The sequence below is a fragment of the candidate division KSB1 bacterium genome (assembly GCA_022562085.1).
Taxonomy (GTDB): domain Bacteria; phylum Zhuqueibacterota; class Zhuqueibacteria; order Oceanimicrobiales; family Oceanimicrobiaceae; genus Oceanimicrobium.
In genome coordinates, this window is record JADFPY010000380.1 from 1 (window position 1) to 4,204 (window position 4,204).

The 4,204-nt window shown below is 44.0% G+C and carries 4 protein-coding genes and 1 pseudogene; all 5 read right to left on the reverse strand.

What is annotated here, in order from left to right:
• On the reverse strand, positions 1-1,343 hold a 1,343-nt coding region (locus IH879_20680), incomplete at its 3' end, for a molybdopterin-dependent oxidoreductase (protein MCH7677346.1).
• A 236-nt stretch (positions 1,344-1,579) separates the two neighbouring features.
• Entirely contained in the window at positions 1,580-1,789 is a 210-nt protein-coding gene (locus IH879_20685) for a type II toxin-antitoxin system HicB family antitoxin (GenBank protein MCH7677347.1), read from the reverse strand.
• A pseudogene (locus IH879_20690) lies at positions 1,782-1,928 on the reverse strand (type II toxin-antitoxin system RelE/ParE family toxin). Before IH879_20690 ends, IH879_20685 begins: the two are co-directional and overlap by 8 nt.
• Positions 1,929-2,052: 124 nt before the next feature.
• Positions 2,053-2,220, reverse strand: a complete 168-nt coding sequence (locus IH879_20695; GenBank protein MCH7677348.1) for a hypothetical protein — start codon at positions 2,218-2,220, stop codon at positions 2,053-2,055.
• Between the two features lie 47 nt (positions 2,221-2,267).
• Positions 2,268-4,204 (reverse strand): hypothetical protein (locus tag IH879_20700; GenBank protein ID MCH7677349.1); only part of this gene is annotated, 1,937 nt, incomplete at its 5' end.

A 4,204-nucleotide genomic window follows, 5' to 3' on the forward strand; every position in this document is an offset into this window, starting at 1 on the left:
TTGCAACCGACAGAATAATCCATCCACAGGGGATGCCGTTTGGGATGCATGCGAATCGACTCGTCGCGAGTTAAAGTGATTTTGACGGGTCTTTTGAGATGATAGGCAAAAAGCGCGGCGTGCCCTTGAATCGACAAATCTTCTTTGCCGCCAAAGGCGCCGCCATTTGGAACCATTACAACTTTGACTTTTTCCAAAGACAGATTTAAGAGCTTGGCAATCTGTTTTTGATCTTCATAAATGCCCTGGCCTTGTGAAAAAACTTCGATGCCATCATACCACGGTTTTGCTATACTGCTTTCCGGTTCCATAAATCCATGCTCAATGGTTTGCGTTTGAAACTTACCGCTTACAACAAAATCGGATTTTTGCAAAACTTCATCGGCATTGCCAAGTTTCATTTTTGTCGTCGATAGAACGTTACCATTGGCATGAATTTTAGCAGCCTCTGGTTTTAAGGCGTCGTGCGGATCAGTTATTGGTTTCAAAACTTTATATTCGACTTTTATCAGATCAATCGCTTCACGGGCAATGGCTTCAGTTTTAGCAACAACGCCTGCTATGACATCACCGACATAACGAGTCAGTTCTCCGACCTTAACCATGGTCGGCCAATCGGGAACAATGAGTCCGACATTTCGATCTCCGGGAATTTCATCTGCAAGAAAAACCTTTGTCACGCCCGGCAATTTTTTTGCTTGACTTGTATCGATAGATAAAACTTCGGCACGCGGATGGTCGCTAAATTTCAAGGCGCCGTAAAGCATATCGTCAAATTTCATATCGCAGACGAACGGTCGCTGTCCGAGAACGACGTCGTAAGAATCATATTTCGGCAACCTCTCACCAATTTTACCTGTACATTTGCCATTGGAGTCAGATTTGCCGTTTCTTAAATTTTCTCCGGCGCATAAAATTGAATCGATGATTTTTTTATAACCTGTGCAACGACACAGATTTGGAGTCAAAGCATTGGTGACTTCTTCTCGCGTTGGCTCGGTATTTTTATCCAATAGAACTTTTGCCTGCATGACGAATCCGGGAATACAAAAACCGCACTGGACGCCGCCTTTGTCCAGAAAAGCATTTGCGAAAACCTCCTGCGTTTTTTGATCTAACCCCTCAATTGTCGTGACCTCACCATCAACGACTTTTTTCATTGAAATGGCACAAGAGAGAACCGCACGATCGTTAAGCTCCACCACACAGCAGCCGCATGCTGCTTGAGGGGCGCAACCGTCTTTGGGAGAAATGATGTTTTCATGCTCTCTCAGATAGCTGAGGAGCAGAAGCTCAGGGTCGCCATCATAAGTTTTTGTTTTGCCGTTTAAAGTAAATTGCATAAAATTGTCCTTCTATTTTTTTCACAGATCGTTTTTGATATTTTAGGGCCGCTCCGGCTCCTCGCCCCGTGGGATAAGTACCACTTTTTTATAAAAATTATCTCCGCTTAACTATCCAACGGGGCGAGGGATCCTGCGCGGGCTTCGCGCGCCTCCTTCCCGACTTCATTATTATATATTTAAGGAACGTCGGGAAGGGGTCGCACTCCGCAAAATCCTTTCAAATAAAAAAATCACTAAGCGTATTTCAGTCTTCCCTTAGGTTTGGGAATTGGCCGCCCTAATTCTTTGGCAGTTTCAATCCATTCTTGAATAATACCTTCTACATTCTCGACGGCTTCCTTGTAAGTTTTGCCATCCGCTGCACAACCCGGCAATTCCGGTACTTCCGCGATGAAAGCTTGATCTTCATCACTCCAATAAATCTTTAATTCAAATTCAGACATCTAATTGCTTTGCTCCATGAGAAATCACAACAATCTCGACGATGTCAGCTTTTAAGCGATAAACAATTCTATAGCTCTGGAAAATTTTTTCTCTCAAATTTTCTTCCTGATATTCCGGAACGATTCGACCTAACATAGGAACCTTGGGATCTCTTTAACAATTGCATTGATCTTTTTTGCGAAGATTGAAGCATAATACTCAGAGTCTTTGCAAATGTAATTACAAATTTCCTCAAAACTTTGAATCGCCTTTGGAGACCACTTTATTCTTTTAGCCATTTAGCCATGCGTTTCTCTACTTCTTCGTGGGAAATACCTCGCCCTTCGTCAAGCTGTTTTAGTCCTTCATCAACTTGATACCGAAAATACAACTCAGCCATTATATCTTCAACTGAGGTCTCTTCCGGCATGTTTTGGATCATTTTTATCACTTCATCTTCCATCTTTAACCATCTTTCACCTCTCGATTATTAAAAATTTATTCATTGGCACCTAACAACATTACCGAAGTATAATCATCCGGATTGCTCTTTATCCCGTCAAACAAAACCCGCATAATATAAAACGCCCGCATATCGATGTCTTCATTTTCAAGCAAACCATTTAAAACGTCACCTGATAGAAAACGATTTTCGGAATCGAGTCGCATTTCTACTTGCAACGACCGCCAAAGGTACTCTTCATTTGAGGGATCATAATTTAAAAAATATTCCTGACCTTCAATGCGGCCCGTCATTGAATCCGTAGTCGGAAAGTAAAAACCGTCGTAATTATTATGTCTTTTATAGCTCGCTTCGGAAAAAAAGAAACGCGGCTTTTCGATAAATGGTCCGCCAAATTCCGGACAGTAAGTGTCACAATCGCCGCAATCGTTACAAAAATCAGCTAAGTTGGCGATCTGATTTTTCTTGGTCAAAACAAATGTCTCGCCATTCGTCGGTTCAAAACGACCGTTGAGCCATTTATAATTTGTAATTGGCACTTTCATTGTGCCCACTGGAATTGAAAAATTTGCAGCGTTCGGGCAAACAGGCAAACATTTGTTGCAGGTAATACAGTCAAACAGGGTCAAATGGCTATCGATTTTAGGCGGTGTTTTAAGGTTGGTTTCCTGATGATATGCTGAATTCTCAACCAGTGCAGGAACAATTCGATTCGAGTTCGCCACACCCGCGGCAGCGAGAGTTTTTTCATCTGACTGCGAAATAATGAATTCATCGATTGCAGCGCAGCCGGCGTTATCCATCGCCTCCCTCAAGCGCCGCAGATAATCGAATAATCGCATGTAGCCGCCCTCTTTGAGCAGATCGGTGCAGGTGGTGATCGGCTTCATGTTGCACTGCACCGCGTCTACAAAATTGTGCTTGGTGATTCCCGCCGAAAAGGAAACATGGAAATCATCACCCATCTCAGTTCGGAATCGGTGCATGGCTTTCATTGCTAAAACATGCAGCGGGGCGCCGGAGAGATACATGACCTTATCTGAAAAAATGTCCTGATTATTTTTTACAACAAGCGTATTAGTGAATTTAGCTCCAACATTGACTTTATGTTTGGCCGCAAACTGTTGGAGGCGTTTCATCATGGTAATCGCTTCATCAAAGGAAACGTCGTTGTCGAAAGCCTGCGGGTCGAGTTCGATATTTTTGTAACCTAAATCCTCATGCAGAATTTTCCCCACACCGTCATGCCCCAAAATAGTAGGATTCATTTTCACGATCACATGAAAGCCATGCTCGCTGATCAGATGCTCGACGATTGACTCAATTTCGTCTCCCGGGCAGCCGTGAAACGTCGAGAGTGTTACCGAATTGGAAATCTCAGGTTCGATGTCTATCTTTTTGAGGGTTGCAAATTTTGGCGGCAGGGTTTCGAGAATACCCCTGATTGCCGGCCCCGCATTTTTAAACTCCGACAGCCACTTGTGCATTTGCGGAGATTGAATGCCTTTCAAATCATAACCTGCAGAAATATCAAAAACCGTGTCATAAAACGGATTGCCCTTTGGAATCCCCAAAACCTCCAACTCCTCGATGAGCTTTAGCAAAACCCAGGCAGTCACGTATTCGTTGAACGAGTCTTCAAGGCGCATCTCCTGTGACCATTCGACATTGTAACCGACGTTGCGAATGTCGATACAGGGACGTGGAATCTCCAGCTGATCGAGAATCTGCACCGTTTTGAGTTCCATAATCCGGCTACCGCCCAAAAACGCCAGCACGATATTCTGCACCATCTGGCTGTGGGGGCCGGACGCCGGTCCCAAAAGCGTCTCTGCTCTTCTGCCGTGAAAATCTACAGAGAAATCCACCACGGGAAATCCCAGGTACATTTTCCTTTTCGGATAGCCGTAAATCGTCTCCTTCGCTTTGAATTCAGCGAGGATACTTTCGAGGTGTGTTGTGAGATTTACGC